This window comes from Pseudomonas putida W15Oct28, from assembly GCF_000708715.2.
Lineage (GTDB): Bacteria > Pseudomonadota > Gammaproteobacteria > Pseudomonadales > Pseudomonadaceae > Aquipseudomonas > Aquipseudomonas putida_R.
In genome coordinates, this window is record NZ_JENB01000041.1 from 1 (window position 1) to 15,342 (window position 15,342).

The following is a 15,342-nucleotide window of genomic DNA, read 5'->3' on the forward strand; positions in this document are numbered from 1 at the left end:
GCCTTCGGTATTCGCGAAGAGAACATCTTCCCGATGTGGGACTGGGTGGGTGGGCGCTATTCGCTTTGGTCGGCCATCGGCCTGCCAATCGCCCTGGCCATCGGCACAGCCAACTTCAAGGAGCTGCTGTCAGGTGCCCACACCATGGACCAGCACTTCCAGACCGCGCCGTTCGACAAGAACATGCCGGTGCTGCTGGCCCTGCTGGGCGTGTGGTATGGCAACTTCTGGGGCGCGAACAGCCACGCGATCCTGCCGTACGACCACTACCTGCGCAACATCACCAAGCACCTGCAGCAACTGGACATGGAGTCCAATGGCAAGAGCGTGCTGCAGGACGGCACCCCGGTGAAGATCGATACCGGCCCGGTAATCTGGGGCGGGGTCGGTTGTAACGGCCAGCATGCCTACCACCAGTTGTTGCACCAGGGCACCCAACTGATTCCGGCCGACTTCATCGTACCGGTGGTGAGCTTCAACCCGGTGGCCGACCACCACCAGTGGCTGTACGCCAACTGCCTGTCGCAGAGCCAGGCGCTGATGCAGGGCAAGACCCGTGAAGAAGCTGAGGCCGAACTGCGCAGCAAAGGCCTGAACGAAGCGGACATCGCCAAGCTGGCCCCGCACAAGGTGATCCCTGGCAACCGCCCGAGCAACACCCTGGTGGTGGAGCGCATCAGCCCACGCCGCTTGGGCGCACTGGTGGCGATGTACGAGCACAAAGTGTTCGTGCAGAGCGTGATCTGGGGTATCAACGCCTTTGACCAGTGGGGTGTGGAACTGGGTAAAGAGCTGGGCAAGGGTGTTTACCAACGCCTGGTCGGCACCCTGGAAGACAGCGCCGAAGACGGCTCTACCCAAGGCCTGATCAACTACTTCCGCGGCCGTCACCGCGGTTGACCTGATACCTTCGCTGGCCTCTTCGCGGGCTTGCCCGCTCCCACAGGTACTGCACAGTCGTTGAAGGCTGTGTTGTCCCTGTGGGAGCGGGCAAGCCCGCGAAGAGGCCAGCACAGGTTGAACACCTCTCCCAGCTACACTGTCCTATCGAATAGCCGTTGCAGTCCATCGCCCCTTACAAGAGCAGGACCACCCGCCATGTTCGATATCCGCAATTACCCCGAGGCCCTGGCCGTCAGCCAGTCTGCCACCCTCACCCCCGACGACTACCACCGCCTCTACCGCCAGTCGGTAGACGACCCTGACACCTTCTGGGCCGAACAGGCCAAACGCCTGGACTGGATCAAGCCCTGGTCGAGCGTGCAGCAATGCGACCTGAACACCGGCAAGGCCCGCTGGTTCGACGGTGCGCAACTGAACGTCAGCTACAACTGCATCGACCGTCACCTGGCCCAGCGCGGCGAGCAGACCGCCCTGCTGTGGGAAGGCGACGACCCGAAAGATTCCAAGGCCATCACCTACTGCGAGCTGCATCGCCAGGTCTGCCGCCTGGCCAACGCACTGAAAGCCCGCGGGGTTAAAAAAGGCGACCGGGTATGCATCTACATGCCGATGATCCCCGAAGCTGCCTTCGCCATGCTCGCCTGCACCCGCATCGGTGCCATCCACTCGGTGGTGTTCGGCGGTTTCTCACCTGACGCCCTGCGTGACCGCATACTCGACGCCGACTGCCGTACCGTGATCACCGCCGATGAAGGCGTGCGCGGTGGCAAGCGCATCCCGCTGAAGCAGAACGTCGACAAGGCCCTGGCCAGCTGCCCTGCGGTCAGCAGTGTATTCGTGGTGCGCCGTACCGGCGGCGATGTCAGCTGGGCCGAAGGCCGCGACCTCTGGTACCACGAGGCAACCGACAAGGCCGGCGACGACTGCCCCCCCGAGCCGATGGAGGCCGAAGACCCGCTGTTCATCCTCTATACCTCCGGCAGCACCGGTAAACCCAAAGGCGTGCTGCATACCACCGCCGGCTACCTGCTGCAGGCGACGATGACCTTCAAGGTGGTGTTCGATTACCGCAACGGCGAGGTGTTCTGGTGCACCGCCGACGTCGGCTGGGTCACCGGCCACAGCTACATCGTCTATGGCCCGCTGGCCAATGGTGCGATCTCGCTGATGTTCGAAGGCGTGCCCAATTACCCGGACACCTCGCGCTTCTGGCAAGTGGTGGACAAGCATCAGGTGAACATCTTCTACACCGCCCCAACCGCCCTGCGCGCCCTGATGCGCGAGGGTTCTGCGCCGTTGCAGAGCACTTCGCGCAAAAGCCTGCGCTTGCTGGGCAGCGTCGGCGAGCCGATCAACCCCGAAGCCTGGGAATGGTATTTCGAGGAAGTCGGGCAAAAGCGTTGCCCCATCGTCGATACCTGGTGGCAGACCGAAACCGGCGGCATCATGCTCACCCCGCTTCCCGGCTCGCAGTCACTCAAGCCCGGCTGCGCCACCCAGCCCATGTTCGGCGTGCAACCGGTGCTGCTGGACGAAAAAGGCAAGCTGATCGAAGGCCCCGGCGCTGGCCTGCTGGTGATCAAGGCCAGCTGGCCGGGGCAGATCCGCAGCGTCTATGGCGACCACCAGCGCATGGTCGACACCTACTTCAAGCCCATGCCCGGCTATTACTTCACCGGCGACGGCGCCCGCCGCGATGCCGATGGCGACTACTGGATCACCGGGCGCATCGACGATGTGATCAACGTGTCCGGGCACCGCATCGGCACCGCAGAGGTGGAAAGCGCGCTGGTGCTGCATGACAGCGTCGCCGAAGCAGCGGTGGTCGGTTACCCCCACGACCTCAAGGGCCAGGGCGTCTACGCCTTCGTCACGACCATGAACGGCGTGACCCCGGACGACGCGCTCAAGGCCGAACTGCTGGCCCTGGTCAGCAAGGAAATCGGCAGTTTCGCCAAGCCCGAGCTGATTCAGTGGGCCCCGGCGCTGCCCAAGACCCGCTCAGGCAAGATCATGCGGCGTATACTGCGCAAAATCGCCTGCAACGAACTGGACAACCTGGGCGACACCTCGACCCTGGCCGACCCCAGCGTGGTACAGGGCCTGATCGATAAACGCCTCAACCAGTAACCGGCGGCCACTGTCCATGGCCGCCCTGAACCACAGGTCGCCATGGAAGCCCTTCGCCGCCGCATCGAAACCCAGGTCATGAGCCTCACCGGGCTGGCCCTCGGCCAGCTCGACCTGGAATCGCCCAAGGGCGACCCCGGCCTGTTCGGCCCGCACAGCATCAGTTGGCAAGTACATGGCGACTTCCCGAGCATGCTGGTCGGGGGCATCAGCGCACTCATGCTGCAGTTGTTGCACCCGCTGGCCCTGGCCGGTGTGTGGGACCACTCCAATTTCCGCGAAGACCTGCTCGGCCGCCTGCGCCGCACCAGCCAGTTCATTTCCGGTACCACCTTTGGCGCCACCGGCGATGCCGAGTGGCTGATCGACAAGGTTCGCACCATTCACCTGCAGGTCACCGGCACCGCACCGGACGGCCGCCCCTACGCAGCCAGTGACCCGGACCTGCTGACCTGGGTGCATGTGGCGGAGGTCAGCAGTTTCCTCGCCGCCCACCTGCGTTACCGCAACCCGCACCTGCCGCGCGCCGAGCAGGATGCCTATTACAACGAAATCGCCCTGATCGCCGAGCGCCTTGGCGCCCGTGACGTGCCACGTTCGTGCCAGCAGGTCGAAGACTACCTGCAACGCATGCGCGCGCAGCTGCACTGCGATACGCGCAGCCATGAAGTGATACAGATCCTGCTCGACGCCCCTGCCCCCAGCCGCATGGCACAGCCGGTAGGCAAGCTGATGCTGCACGCCGGGATCGACCTGCTGCCGGGCTGGGCCCAGGCGATGCTCGGCCTGCAGCACGGGCCCTTGCAACAGCGCCTGATCCGCCTGGGCCTGCAACGCACCGCGCCTGTGCTGCGCTGGGCAATGCGCGACGGCTCGGCGCATCGGGCCAAACGGCGCATGGGCATCGAATGAGGGCAAATGGTCGCCCCTGCGGAACTGATTTAACGTGCCATACTCCAAGCATTCCTGCTTAGACAGACGAAGCGACACATGTACAAAGGATTGACTCGCGCCGCTGGCGCAATCGTGGCCCTCGTAGCCCTCTATAGCCTGCTCGGCTTTCTCATTCTTCCCGGTGTCGCGCTGCGTATCGCCAACCAGCAGTTGGCCCAGTACGCGACCGTGCCGGCCCACCTCGAGCGGATCGAACTCAACCCCTTCAGCCTCGAGCTGACGCTGTGGGGCCTGCAGATCGGCGAGCCGGGCAAGGAGCAGGTCGGTTTCGAGCGGTTGTACGCCAACCTCTCGCTCGACAGCCTGTGGACCAAAGCCCTGCATCTGGAAGCGGTGGAACTCGAGAAACCTCGCAACGAGGTGCTGTTCGCCAAGGACGGTACCCTCAACCTGACCAGGTTGTTCAAGCTGCCCGCCAGTGAAGCCAAACCCGACGCCCCGCCCAGCGACCCGTTCCCGCTACGCATTGGCAGCATCAAGCTGGTCGATGGCTACCTGCACTTCGAGGACCAGCGCCCCAGCGAGCCGATCGAGTTCCTGTACGACAACATGAACCTGGAGCTGAAAAACCTCAGCACCCTGCCCAACGACAATGCCGACATGACGCTGGTGGCCAACGGCCCCAACGGTGGCCGGGTCGACTGGAAAGGCACCCTCAGCCTGTCGCCGATCGCCTCCGAAGGCACACTGAAGGTCACGGACGCCAAGATGAAGCTGTTCTGGCCCTACGTGCGCGATGCGGTGCCACTGGTGCTGGAAGACGGCGTGGTCAGCCTCGATACGCATTACAAGCTCAACCTCGCCAAACAGACCGAGCTGCTGCTGGACAACGCCTCCCTGCGCATCGCGCCATTCGCCATCAAGGCACCGGACGGCCGCCCGTTGGCGCGCCTGGCCAGCCTGGATGTGAGCGAAACCTCCGTCGACCTGGTCAAGCAAGTGGTCAGCGTGGGCAAGATCCGCAGCGAAAAACTGGAAACCTGGGCGGCGCTGGAAAAAGACGGCCAGCTCGACTGGCAGAAGCTGTTCGCCAGCCAACCGGCCAAAGCCACGCCGAAGGAAAAGGCCGAGCCTGCCGCCGCCGAGCCTACGCCTGAAGAGAAAGCCGCCAAGGAGCCCGGCAAGCCTTGGCAAGTGCTGCTCAAGGACGTGCAACTGCGCAACTACCTGGTGCACCTGGCAGACCGCAGCCAGAAAGAACCGGTCGCCTTGGACATCGGCCCGCTCAACGCCGACCTGCAAGGTTTCGACAGCCTCAACCAGTCTCCCTTCACGCTCAAACTCGATACCGGCGTAGGCAGACAAGGCAAACTGCAGGCGGCTGGCCAGGTGAACCTGGCGCCGATATGGGCCAAGCTGGATGTGAGCACCCGCGACATCGACCTGCGCGTGGCCCAGGCCTACATCAGCCCGTTCATCCTGCTGGAGCTGCGCAGCGGCATGCTCTCCAGCGACCTCAAGGTCGACCTGAAGAACACCGCGCCGCTGGCTTTCAACGTGACCGGCAAGGCGCAGGTCAACCAGTTGCATACCCTCGACACCATCAAGAGCCGCGACTTCGTCAAATGGCAGCAGGTGAATGTCGACGGCTTGTCCTACGTGCACGGCGATGCGCTGTCGATCGACAAAGTGACCCTGCTGCAGCCCTATGCGCGGTTCATCATCAACGAAGACCGCACTACCAACGTCAATGACCTGCTGATCCCGCAACCGGCCGGCGCTCCGGCGAGCAGCCCGGCCAAGCCGGCCTCGGCCAGCAGCGACAAGCCGCTGGGCATCCACATCGGCCAGATCGACATCAAAGACGGTTCGGCCAACTTTGCCGACCTGTCGCTCACCCCCAACTTCGCCACGGCCGCGCAGCAGCTCAATGGCCAGATTGGCACCATCGACAACCGCAAGCCGCTGCCGGCCAAGGTCGATATCAAGGGCAAGGTCGACCGCTACGCACCGGTAACCATCAAGGGCGCCCTCAACCCGTTCAACCCGCTTGCCAGCCTGGACATCGCCACCAGCTTCAAGCGCGTCGAGCTGACCACGTTGACGCCCTACTCCGGCAAATTTGCCGGCTTCCGCATCCGCAAGGGCCGGCTCAACCTCGACCTGCACTACCTGATTACCAACGGCCAGCTCAAGGCCGAGAACAAGGTGGTGGTGGAGCAACTACAACTGGGCGAGAAAGTCGACAGCCCGGACGCGGTCGACCTGCCGATCCGCCTGGCAGTGGCACTGCTGAAGGATACCGAGGGCAAGATCTCGATCGAGCTGCCGGTGACCGGCGACCTCAACAACCCACAGTTCAGCGTCATGCCGATTGTGTGGCAAACCCTGCGCAACCTGGTGCTGCGCGCTGCACAGGCGCCGTTCAAGTTCATTGGCGGGCTGATTACCGGCGGTGGCTCGGAAGACCTGGGTAACGTGGCCTTTGCCCCGGGCTCCAGCGAACTCACTGGCGATGCCCAGTCGTCACTGGACAAGCTGGCGTCGGCGCTGAAAGAGCGCCCGGAGCTGCGCCTGGAAATCGAAGGCACCAGCGCCCAGGCCAGCGACGGCCCGCTGATCGCCCAGCAGCGCCTGGAGCGTGAGTACCAGGCCACCTGGTACAAGATCCTGCAGCGCCGCGGTGACAAAGTGCCGGCCAATGCCTCGATGCTGGTAGTCGACGACAGCGACAAGCCGGCAATGCTGGAAGGCATCTACCGCACTCGCCTGAAACAGCAACCGCCTGCCGAATGGGAGCAACTGGGCCGCGACGAACGTACCACCAAGCTGCGTGAGGCAGTGATCAAGTCGTGGGCAGAAAGCACCGCCCTGCTGCGTACACTGGGCCAGGAGCGGGCCAGCAGCATCAAGGATTACCTGGTGGACAAGGGCAAGCTGGAAGATGACCGGGTGTACTTCATCGATACCAGCCTGGGCCAGCCTGAAAGCGATGGCCGGGTAGTGACGCCGATGCACCTGGATGCTGAATAACTTGAAGCTGATGCGTTCCCTGTAGGAGCGGCCTTGTGTCGCGATAGGGCCGCACAGCGGCCCCAGGATAGTTGTACCAAAGCTGAGAACTGGGGGCCGCTTTGCGGCCCTTTCGCGACACAAGGCCGCTCCTACAAAGAGATGTGGTGCCTGCTTAGACCAACCGCTGCCCCGACACCGCCGGGTGATACAGCGGCTGTACCTTGTTCCCCGCCGGGTCCAGCAGGTGGAAGCTGCGGGCCCCGTCACCATGGTTGAATGGCCGGTCCAGCAAGGTCACGCCATGGGCCTTGAAGTACTGGTACCAGGCCTCCAGCTCCTCCACGCTGTCCACAATGAACCCGTAGTGGTCCAGGGTCTGCAACCCATTGGCCGCCCCTGCCCCACGCCCCAGCGACAGGTTGTCGTTGCCGCAGGTGAGGTACACCAGGTCTTCGTTGGCGCGGTTCAGCACTTCCATGCCCAGCACATCGACGTAGAAGCGTTCGCACTCCTCCAGGTTGGGTACCAGCAGGGCAATATGGCGCAGGCCATTCAGGCGGCCGGGGCGTGCAGGCAATTCAGACATTGGCGAGGCTCCATTTTTGTATACAATTCATAATTGAATTTAAAACAAAAGGAGCGCCTTGTGTATAGCCTGTTCATCAAGACCCGTGTAAAGCCCGGTTGTGCCAAGGACTTTCTGGCAGCGATCAAGGTCAATGCCGCCGCTTCCGTTGCCAGCGAGCCAGGCTGCCTGGTGTTCGATGTGTCGCAGGACCGGGTCGACCCGGAGCTGATCTACCTGTACGAGATCTACCGCGACGATGCCGCGTATGAAGCCCATACCCAGACCGCGCATTTTCGCGACAGCCGCCCACTGGTAGAACCGCTGATCCTGGAGCAGGAATGCTTCGAGAGCGATGTAATCGCCCGCAACCCGGTGTACTAAGCGCCAAAAGCAAAGCCCTGGCACAGGGCCAGGGCTTCGGTAGAGGTGGCCAAATCCGTATGGCCGACGGGACTATCCTTATTCGGACTTCAGGCCATCAGCCGACACGGCCTGAACGCCTTTGATTTTCTTGGCGATGGCGACTGCCATCTCTTTCTGTGCATCGGTAACGGCCATATCGGACGACAGCGACACGACACCTTTGTTGGTTTCAACCTTGATGTCGCTGCCTGGCACGCCTTTCTCGGTCATCAGGTCAGCTTTGACCTTGGTGGTGATCCAGGTATCGGAGGTAGCTTCCTTGGCTTTGGTCACCTCACCGGCCGCCAGCGTCATGGGGGCCTGGGTGGACTGTTGGGCGAATGCCGCGTTAGCCATGGTCAGGGTCAGAGCGGTAGCAGTAGCGGCAGCAATGGCGAACTTCTTCATGTGGGTCACTCCTGTTTTTCGAAAGGTCTGCGCCTATGTCCTGGCGGCAGGTATGAAGGTAGTTGCATGTGCTGTGCCAGCTTTCAGAATTCTATTTAACCCTTATAAATCAACTAGTTAGCATACAGCCATCATTTGCGTGGTCGTGCATTTTGCAATCAGCGCGGTAAACCTGCATGCAAGATGCAAGTCCGCAAAAGGTTCCCGCCACCCATAAAAAAAGGGCCCCGAAGGGCCCTTTTTCTGTTGCGGTGCAGTCGCTTAGACGCCCGAGGCCTTGGCCGCGGCAACGTCTTTGATCGACAGCTTGATACGGCCGCGGTTGTCCACGTCCAGTACCAGCACTTCAACTTCCTGGCCTTCTTTCAGGATGTCGGTGACTTTCTCGACGCGAGCATCGCTCAGCATGGAGATGTGCACCAGGCCGTCCTTGCCAGGCAGGATGTTGACGAATGCGCCGAAGTCGACGATACGCTCAACCTTACCAACGTAGATCTTGCCGATTTCGGCCTCGGCGGTGATGCCCAGGATGCGCTGCTTGGCAGCCTCTGCCGCTTCCTTGGTTTCGCCGAAGATCTTGATCGAGCCGTCGTCTTCGATATCGATCGAAGCTTTCGTCTCTTCACAGATGGCACGAATGGTGGCGCCGCCTTTACCGATGACGTCACGGATCTTGTCGGTGTCGATCTTCATCGCGATCATGGTCGGGGCGTTGGCCGACAGTTCGGTACGCGACTGACCAATGATCTGGTTCATCTGGCCGAGGATGTTCAGGCGCGCTTCCAGGGCCTGGCCCAGGGCGATTTCCATGATCTCTTCGGTGATGCCGTTGATCTTGATGTCCATCTGCAGCGCAGTAACACCTTTGGCGGTACCGGCTACCTTGAAGTCCATGTCGCCCAGGTGGTCTTCGTCACCCAGGATGTCGGTCAGAACGGCAAACTTCTCGCCTTCCTTGACCAGGCCCATGGCGATACCGGCAACCGGTGCCTTCATCGGCACACCAGCGTCCATCAGCGCCAGGGAAGCACCACAGACCGAAGCCATGGAGCTGGAACCGTTGGACTCGGTGATTTCCGAAACCACGCGGATGGTGTACGGGAACACATCAGCAGCCGGCAGCATGGCCTGGACCGAACGACGGGCCAGACGGCCGTGGCCGATTTCGCGACGGCCAGCACCGCCCATACGACCACACTCGCCCACCGAGAACGGAGGGAAGTTGTAGTGCAGCATGAAGGGGTCTTTCTTCTCGCCTTCGAGGGTATCCAGCAGCTGGGCGTCACGGGCGGTACCCAGGGTCGCAACGACCAGTGCCTGGGTTTCGCCACGGGTGAACAGCGCCGAACCGTGGGTCTTCGGCAGAACACCTACTTCGATGTTCAGCGGGCGAACGGTCTTGGTGTCGCGGCCGTCGATACGTGGCTTGCCGTTTACGATGTTTTCGCGAACGGTGCGGTATTCGATTTCGCCGAAGATTTCTTTGACTTCGGAAGCCGAAGGCTGGCCTTCTTCACCGGAGAACTTGGCGATGGCCTGATCACGCAGCTCGCCCAGGCGCGCATAGCGGTCAGCCTTGACGGTGATGGTGTAGCCCTGCGAAACGCCCTCGCCGAATTCGGCGCGGATGGCGTTGAACAGTTCGGTGTTGGCAACGGCAGGTTTCCAGTCCCAGGTCGGCTTGGCAGCTTCGGCAGCCAGCTCTTTGACAGCCTGGATAACAGCCTGGAATTCGTCGTGGGCGAACAGTACCGCACCCAGCATCTGGTCTTCGGTCAGCTCTTGGGCTTCCGATTCAACCATCAGTACGGCGTCGGAGGTACCGGCAACGACCATGTCCAGGCTCGAGGCAGCCAGTTGCTCGTAGGTCGGGTTCAGCAGGTAGCCGGTGCTTTCGTGGAAGGCAACGCGGGCGGCGCCGATCGGGCCTTCGAACGGAATACCGGAAATGGCCAGGGCAGCCGAGGTACCGATCATCGCAGCGATGTCCGGGTCGGTCTTCTTGCTGGTGGAAACCACGGTGCAGACGACCTGCACTTCGTTCATGAAGCCTTCCGGGAACAGCGGACGGATCGGGCGGTCGATCAGGCGCGAGGTCAGGGTCTCTTTCTCGGAAGGACGCCCTTCACGCTTGAAGAAACCACCTGGGATCTTGCCGGCGGCGTAGGTCTTTTCCTGGTAGTGAACCGACAGCGGGAAGAAACCCTTGCCTGGATCAGCCTGTTTGGCGCCTACCACAGTCACCAGCACGGTGACGTCGTTGTCGACGGTAACCAGCACGGCGCCGGTTGCCTGACGGGCAATACGGCCCGTTTCGAGAGTAACGGTCGACTGACCGAACTGGAATGTCTTGATTACCGGGTTCACGGTTTCCTACCTTTTTCAGTGGCTCTGGGGGAACTGGTTTCTTGCGAATTTGTGGGCAGAACGGGGAATCGGCCCCATTGACCGTCCAGATACAACACGAGGCTGGGAGCCTGGTTGAAGAGCGGAAAACCGCTCATCTTCACCAGGCTGCCAACCTCGGAGATACGCATGGCGTGCCCATAGACAACGCTGCCAGGCAGCGCTGCCAATGCATGAGACACGCCATGCACACCACTGACCAGGCCGCTATTAGCGACGCAGGCCCAGGCGACCGATCAGGGCGCTGTAACGAGTGGTGTCTTTGCCCTTCAGGTAGTCCAGCAGCTTACGACGCTGGTTTACCATACGGATCAGGCCACGACGCGAGTGGTGGTCTTTACCGTTGGCCTTGAAGTGGCCTTGCAGCTTGTTGATGTTCGCGGTCAGCAGAGCAACCTGAACTTCCGGGCTACCAGTGTCGCCAGCGGCTTGCTGGAAGTCGGTAACGATTTGAGCTTTTTCTTCAACGCTGAGGGCCATTTGGCTTCTCCTGATAACGGATCCCGCAAGCGGGGTCCAATAGGCCAGGGACAAATCCCTGTATTAATAAGAAAGGTGTGACCGTGCCTACTGACAGCCACCCTTGATTCCGTAGGGTTCGGCCAAAGCCTCACCCTGCGGTTTCGGTCATTCCGACCGAATCAGCCGACGCGGCGCAATACGCCCGTCTTCGCTCACTTCACCGATACCGATGAAGCGCGCATTGTGATCCTGTACCCGGACCATGCCAAATTGTGGCGCGTCCGGCGCACGTACCGCCTGGCCATGCAGCCAGTAGAACGCGCTGTGCTCGGACAGGCTCACCATGGGCCAGTCCTGCAGACCGCTGTCCGAGGGCATCAGAAAGCGATCGAGCGCTTCGTTACCGCCTTCGGCATGGGCCTGTTCAAGCGCTTCGAGCGTGACCGTCTGTGCCAGCGCGAAGGGCCCGGCCTGGGTCCTGCGCAGCTCGGCGACATAGGCGCCGCAACCAAGGGCCTCGCCGATATCCTCCACCAGGGTGCGGATATAGGTGCCTTTGCTGCATCCTACGGTCAACCGTGCACGGGTGCCTTCGCACTCCAGCAACTCCAAGCGGTTAATAGTAACAGAACGCGCCTCGCGCTCCACTACCTCTCCTGCACGTGCCAGCTTGTACAACGGCTGGCCGTCACGCTTGAGCGCCGAGTACATCGGCGGTATCTGGCTGATCGGCCCACGAAAACGTGGCAGCACCGCTTCGATGTCGGCACGACCAACGGTCACTTCGCGGGTCTGCAGCACCTCACCTTCGGCATCGCCGGTGTTGGTAGTCTGCCCCATCTGCATGACGGTTTCGTAGCCCTTGTCGGAATCGAGCAAGTACTGCGAAAACTTGGTCGCCTCGCCGAAGCACAGCGGCAGCACGCCGGTTGCCAACGGGTCGAGGCTACCGGTGTGGCCGGCCTTCTCCGCGTTGAGCAGCCAGCGCACCTTTTGCAGGGCGGCGTTGGAGGTGAAGCCCAAAGGCTTGTCGAGCAGGATGATGCCGCTGACATTGCGGCGGATACGTTTGACCTGGGCCACCGCTTACTCCTTGGTGTCCAGCTCGTCGGTATCCTTGTGCAGGCGGTCTTCGGCCACTGCACGCTCGATCAGCGCCGACAGGTGCACACCGCGGCTGACGCTTTCATCGAAGTGGAAGTGCAACTGCGGCACGCTGCGCAGCTGCATCGAGCGGCCCAGGTGCAGACGCAGGAAGCTGGCAGCACTGTTCAGTGCCTTCAACGACTGCTTCACGGCGTCTGGCGTTTCCTCGCCCATGACGGTGATGAACACCTTGGCATGGCCCAGGTCACGGCTGACGTCCACGGCGGTGATGGTGACCAGACCGACACGTGGATCCTTGACTTCGCGACGGATCAGCTCGGCCAGCTCGCGCTGCATCTGATCGCCGATACGTTGGGTACGGCTGTATTCTTTGGCCATTCTTGCTACCTGTAACTTAAAGCGGCAAACGCCCGGTCAGACGAATGCCTGACCGGGCGCTACCTGAAGAGGTGCCGCAAACCGCCCTGTAGCGGGAGTTTGCGGCTTGCTCGCCCTTAGAGGGTACGAGCCACCTGGACTTTCTCGAAGACTTCGATCTTGTCGCCGACCTTGACGTCGTTGTAGCTCTTGACGCCAATACCACACTCCATGCCGTTACGCACTTCGGCGGCGTCGTCCTTGAAGCGACGCAGCGATTCCAGCTCGCCTTCGAAGATAACCACGTCTTCGCGCAGTACGCGGATCGGACGGTTACGGTACACGGTACCCTCGATGACCATACAGCCAGCGACGGCGCCGAACTTCGGCGAACGGAACACGTCACGTACTTCGGCGACACCCAGGATGTTCTCGCGAACATCGCTGCCGAGCATACCGGTCAGGGCCTTCTTGACGTCTTCGATGATGTCGTAGATCACGTTGTAGTAACGCATATCCAGACCTTCCTGCTCGACGATCTTGCGCGCGCCGGCATCGGCACGCACGTTGAAGCCGAACAGTACTGCATTCGAAGCCAGCGCCAGGTTGGCGTCGCTTTCGGTGATACCACCAACGCCACCACCGATCACACGGACCTGCACTTCGTCGTTGCCCAGAGCGCCGAGCGAACCGTTGAGCGCCTCGAGCGAACCGCGAACATCGGTCTTGAGAACGATGTTGAGGGTTTTCTTCTCGGCCTGGCCCATGTTCTCGAAGATGTTTTCCAGCTTGCCGGCGTGAGCACGGGCCAGCTTGACCTCGCGGTACTTGCCTTGACGGAACAGGGCAACTTCGCGGGCTTTCTTCTCGTCGGCCACTACCGACAGCTCGTCACCGGCTTCCGGCGTGCCATCCAGGCCGAGGATCTCGACCGGGATCGACGGGCCAGCTTCCTTCACAGGCTTGCCGTTCTCGTCGAGCATGGCGCGAACGCGGCCATAGTTGGAGCCGCACAGGACCATGTCGCCCTGACGCAGCGTACCGTCCTGAACCAGGATGGTGGCAACCGGACCACGGCCCTTGTCGAGGCGCGATTCAACCACGACACCACGGCCTGGGGCTGTTGGCGTAGCGGTCAGTTCGAGAACCTCGGCCTGCAGCAGGACGGCTTCGAGCAGTTCGTCGACACCGGTACCCATCTTCGCCGAAACCTTGACGAACGGCGTGTCACCACCCCATTCCTCGGAGGTCACGCCTTCGACGGACAGTTCGTTGCGGATGCGATCGAGGTCAGCACCTGGCTTGTCGATCTTGTTCACCGCGACCACCAGCGGAACGCCAGCTGCCTTGGCATGCTGAACGGCCTCGCGGGTTTGCGGCATCACGCCGTCGTCCGCCGCCACCACCAGGATGACGATGTCGGTCGCCTTGGCACCACGTGCACGCATCTGAGTGAAAGCTGCGTGGCCCGGGGTGTCGAGGAAGGTGACCATGCCGCGGTCGGTTTCCACGTGGTAGGCACCGATGTGCTGGGTGATACCACCGGCTTCGCCAGCGGCAACCTTGGCACGACGGATGTAGTCGAGCAGCGAGGTCTTACCATGGTCAACGTGACCCATGACAGTAACCACCGGCGCACGCGACTCGGCCTGGCCTTCGAATTTCAGCGATTCGGCCAGGGAGTCTTCCAGGGCGCTATCGCTGACCAGGGTGACCTTGTGGCCCAGCTCTTCTGCGATCAGCTGAGCGGTTTCCTGGTCGAGCACCTGGTTGATGGTAACCGGGGTACCCATCTTGAACATGAACTTGACGACTTCAGCGCCCTTGACGGACATCTGGTTGGCCAGTTCGGAGACCGTGATGGTCTCGCCGATGGTCACGTCACGAATGACGGGGCCGGTCGGGTTCTGGAAGCCATGCTGGTTACGCTTCTTCAGCTTGCCCTTGCCACCACGACCGCGACGAGCGCCATCGCTCTCTTCGTCGGTGGTACGCGGAGCAGCACGCGGAGTCGGCGCCTTTTCCTTTTCCTTCACCTTGACCTTGATCGACACACGAGGCGCCTCGCCACGACGACGATCGTCATCGCGAGTACGGCTTTCGTTGCGACGGGTCTCGTCCTTCTTGCGCTCGGCAGCACGGGCTGCAGCGTCTTCGGAGGCCGGGGCGTCGGCGACTACCGGAGCCGGAGCAGCGGCAGGTGCCTGCTCTGGCTTGGCGGCAGGCGCAGGAGCGGCTACAGCAGAGTCGGCTGCCTGACGGCGAGCCTGATCTTCGTTGCGCTGGCGGACTTCGGCATCAACCTTGTCACGAACGGCGTTTTCAGCCGCGCGGCGCTCTTCCACTTCACGCTTCTGCTCAGCCTGGACTTCTTCCGGGCTGCGCTGCACGAATACTTTCTTCTTGCGTACTTCTACGCTAATGCTCTTGCTACCGGCGACACGCAGGGTGCTGGTGGTTTTGCGCTGCAAGGTAATCTTGCGCGGCTCTTCCGCCTTGCTCTTGTGGCTGCTTTTCAAATGAGTCAGCAGGGTCTGCTTCTCATTGTCGGTCACTACCTGACCGGCGTCGGTGTGCGGCAGACCTGCCTCACGCATCTGCTGCAGCAGGCGCTCTACCGGTGCCTCGACCTCTTGGGCCAGTTCTTTCACCGTGACTTGCGTCATGCACTTCTCTCCTCAGGCCGCGCC

At 61.8% G+C, this 15,342-nt stretch carries 11 protein-coding genes and 1 pseudogene; 5 read left to right on the forward strand and 7 right to left on the reverse strand.

Annotated elements, in window-relative coordinates:
• The 4 genes and pseudogenes from AK81_RS22200 to AK81_RS22215 all read left to right on the forward strand — a co-directional run.
• Window positions 1-900 (forward strand): annotated as a pseudogene (locus tag AK81_RS22200) (glucose-6-phosphate isomerase); the annotation flags it as partial.
• Window positions 901-1,098: 198 nt separating this feature from the next.
• A complete protein-coding gene (gene acs, locus AK81_RS22205) occupies window positions 1,099-3,033 on the forward strand; it encodes an acetate--CoA ligase (RefSeq protein ID WP_043202553.1) in 1,935 nt (644 codons plus the stop codon).
• Between the two features lie 42 nt (window positions 3,034-3,075).
• Window positions 3,076-3,945, forward strand: coding sequence for an oxygenase MpaB family protein (locus AK81_RS22210; protein WP_043202555.1), 870 nt, complete (start codon window positions 3,076-3,078; stop codon window positions 3,943-3,945).
• A gap of 78 nt (window positions 3,946-4,023) precedes the next feature.
• Window positions 4,024-6,960: a DUF748 domain-containing protein gene (locus AK81_RS22215; protein WP_043202558.1), complete on the forward strand. Its 2,937-nt coding sequence runs from the start codon at window positions 4,024-4,026 to the stop codon at window positions 6,958-6,960.
• A gap of 154 nt (window positions 6,961-7,114) precedes the next feature.
• On the opposite strand, the gene AK81_RS22220 is transcribed toward AK81_RS22215, so the two are convergent.
• Window positions 7,115-7,528, reverse strand: a complete 414-nt coding sequence (locus tag AK81_RS22220) for a VOC family protein (RefSeq protein WP_010955354.1) — start codon at window positions 7,526-7,528, stop codon at window positions 7,115-7,117.
• Window positions 7,529-7,588: 60 nt separating this feature from the next.
• Between AK81_RS22220 and AK81_RS22225 the strand changes: the two genes are divergently transcribed.
• Complete coding sequence (locus AK81_RS22225) at window positions 7,589-7,891, forward strand: putative quinol monooxygenase (RefSeq protein ID WP_043202560.1); 303 nt, start codon at window positions 7,589-7,591, stop codon at window positions 7,889-7,891.
• Window positions 7,892-7,969: 78 nt separating this feature from the next.
• On the opposite strand, the gene AK81_RS22230 is transcribed toward AK81_RS22225, so the two are convergent.
• The 6 genes from AK81_RS22230 to infB all read right to left on the reverse strand — a co-directional run bounded on the left by AK81_RS22230 (window position 7,970) and on the right by infB (window position 15,318).
• Complete coding sequence (locus AK81_RS22230; RefSeq protein ID WP_043202561.1) at window positions 7,970-8,320, reverse strand: BON domain-containing protein; 351 nt, start codon at window positions 8,318-8,320, stop codon at window positions 7,970-7,972.
• Window positions 8,321-8,581: 261 nt separating this feature from the next.
• The gene (gene pnp, locus AK81_RS22235) at window positions 8,582-10,687 is read right to left on the reverse strand and encodes a polyribonucleotide nucleotidyltransferase (protein WP_043202562.1); all 2,106 of its coding nucleotides are present in this window, start codon (window positions 10,685-10,687) and stop codon (window positions 8,582-8,584) included.
• A 249-nt stretch (window positions 10,688-10,936) separates the two neighbouring features.
• The gene (gene rpsO / locus AK81_RS22240; RefSeq protein WP_012274241.1) at window positions 10,937-11,206 is read right to left on the reverse strand and encodes a 30S ribosomal protein S15; all 270 of its coding nucleotides are present in this window, start codon (window positions 11,204-11,206) and stop codon (window positions 10,937-10,939) included.
• A gap of 147 nt (window positions 11,207-11,353) precedes the next feature.
• A complete protein-coding gene (truB, locus tag AK81_RS22245) occupies window positions 11,354-12,271 on the reverse strand; it encodes a tRNA pseudouridine(55) synthase TruB (protein WP_016501634.1) in 918 nt (305 codons plus the stop codon).
• A gap of 3 nt (window positions 12,272-12,274) precedes the next feature.
• A complete protein-coding gene (gene rbfA / locus AK81_RS22250) occupies window positions 12,275-12,673 on the reverse strand; it encodes a 30S ribosome-binding factor RbfA (RefSeq protein ID WP_016489165.1) in 399 nt (132 codons plus the stop codon).
• 116 nt (window positions 12,674-12,789) lie between these two features.
• The gene (gene infB / locus AK81_RS22255; RefSeq protein WP_043202563.1) at window positions 12,790-15,318 is read right to left on the reverse strand and encodes a translation initiation factor IF-2; all 2,529 of its coding nucleotides are present in this window, start codon (window positions 15,316-15,318) and stop codon (window positions 12,790-12,792) included.
• Window positions 15,319-15,342 lie beyond the last annotated feature (24 nt).

Excerpts from the sequence above, each read along its gene's own strand:
- rpsO (WP_012274241.1), bottom strand. The coding sequence starts at position 11,206 with ATGGCCCTCAGCGTTGAAGAAAAAGCTCAAATCGTTACCGACTTCCAG.
- rbfA (WP_016489165.1), bottom strand. The coding sequence starts at position 12,673 with ATGGCCAAAGAATACAGCCGTACCCAACGTATCGGCGATCAGATGCAG.
- infB (WP_043202563.1), bottom strand. The coding sequence starts at position 15,318 with ATGACGCAAGTCACGGTGAAAGAACTGGCCCAAGAGGTCGAGGCACCG.
- acs (WP_043202553.1), top strand. The coding sequence starts at position 1,099 with ATGTTCGATATCCGCAATTACCCCGAGGCCCTGGCCGTCAGCCAGTCT.
- AK81_RS22220 (WP_010955354.1), bottom strand. The coding sequence starts at position 7,528 with ATGTCTGAATTGCCTGCACGCCCCGGCCGCCTGAATGGCCTGCGCCAT.
- AK81_RS22230 (WP_043202561.1), bottom strand. The coding sequence starts at position 8,320 with ATGAAGAAGTTCGCCATTGCTGCCGCTACTGCTACCGCTCTGACCCTG.
- AK81_RS22210 (WP_043202555.1), top strand. The coding sequence starts at position 3,076 with ATGGAAGCCCTTCGCCGCCGCATCGAAACCCAGGTCATGAGCCTCACC.
- AK81_RS22215 (WP_043202558.1), top strand. The coding sequence starts at position 4,024 with ATGTACAAAGGATTGACTCGCGCCGCTGGCGCAATCGTGGCCCTCGTA.